The sequence below is a fragment of the Lactobacillus laiwuensis genome (genome assembly GCF_019972835.1).
Taxonomy (GTDB): domain Bacteria; phylum Bacillota; class Bacilli; order Lactobacillales; family Lactobacillaceae; genus Lactobacillus; species Lactobacillus laiwuensis.
In genome coordinates, this window is the sequence record NZ_BPPB01000034.1 from 1 (window position 1) to 1,015 (window position 1,015).

At 64.0% G+C, this 1,015-nt stretch carries 3 protein-coding genes; all 3 read right to left on the reverse strand.

The genetic code is table 11. The annotated features are described in order from the left end of the window. Positions 1-587 (reverse strand): hypothetical protein (locus tag LDM92_RS09730; RefSeq protein WP_223903060.1); only part of this gene is annotated, 587 nt, incomplete at its 3' end. Further along, complete coding sequence (locus LDM92_RS09735) at positions 577-768, reverse strand: hypothetical protein (RefSeq protein ID WP_223903061.1); 192 nt, start codon at positions 766-768, stop codon at positions 577-579. The genes LDM92_RS09730 and LDM92_RS09735, both read right to left, overlap by 11 nt. Further along, on the reverse strand, positions 761-991 hold the full coding sequence (locus LDM92_RS09740) for a hypothetical protein (RefSeq protein ID WP_223903062.1): 231 nt from the start codon (positions 989-991) through the stop codon (positions 761-763). Before LDM92_RS09740 ends, LDM92_RS09735 begins: the two co-directional genes overlap by 8 nt. Positions 992-1,015: the final 24 nt, after the last annotated feature.

Below are 1,015 nucleotides of genomic sequence, written 5' to 3' on the forward strand. Positions count from 1 at the left end.
TCGGAAATGAAGCGGTGACGCGGAGGGCATCCGCCCTCGGTAAAGCCGCCCTGCGCGGCAACCTCGCGGAGCGCATGCACGTCCAGGCGTTCGCCCTCGTAGTCGTCGTGCGCGCAGTCAACGCGGGTGATCTTGGCATCGAGCATGGCGCACTGCTTGTAGACGCGTGCCCAGTCACGAATCCACTTGCAACCCATACCGGTGAGGCTCAGGCACACGGTGCTTTTCTTGCCCCCGATGCCGACACGGCCAACCACCTCGTTTTCCCGGTCGATCAGCACCGCCGACTGCTCGTAGAAGTTCCAGTTCTTCTCGCGAATCGCACCGGCAACAACCTCGCCACGGAAGCCGAAGATGCGGAACAGCAAGAGGTCCAGCTTCTTGCAGTTCACTTCTTCAAGGGCGGAGAGCGGGACCACAATGGTCAGGTAGTCGATGATTGCGTCCTGCTGACCCTTTTGGCCCGTGTTACTCCCCGGGCCAATCTCCGCCGCCGCCCGCCGCCCCTTTTCACCGGGCGAAAGCGGGGAAAAGCCCCCTGCCCCGCCCTCAACGGCCATCCTGAAGCGAGCGCGATCAACGGCCATGGGCGGCCCCCCTGATGCGCGCAATGCGACGTCGGCGCAGGTAGCGACGTACGCGCCATTCCCACAGGCTCAGATCGAATCGAGCGAAGAGGCCGATACCGACCACAGTGAGGAACATCAGCCCAATGGCGCGCATCAGCTCGTTCCACTGGACGGCAGTAACGATCAAGCACTCACCCATGGCAGCCACCTTGGCGATCGGACTGGTAACGGTCCTCGTCCTGAGCGGTCCAGCCCGAGGCGGCCAGTTCGGCGCGTGCCTGGGCGACGATGGCCGCTTCCTTAGCGCGCTGGACGGCGGCACGATCACGCCGGTCCAGCAGCCACGACACGATGCGAGCGGCACCGATGGCGACAACCACAATGGCCGCCAGCAGCACGAAGGAAATCAGCGGATCGATCACAGTGGGCCACCTTCACCATTGGCG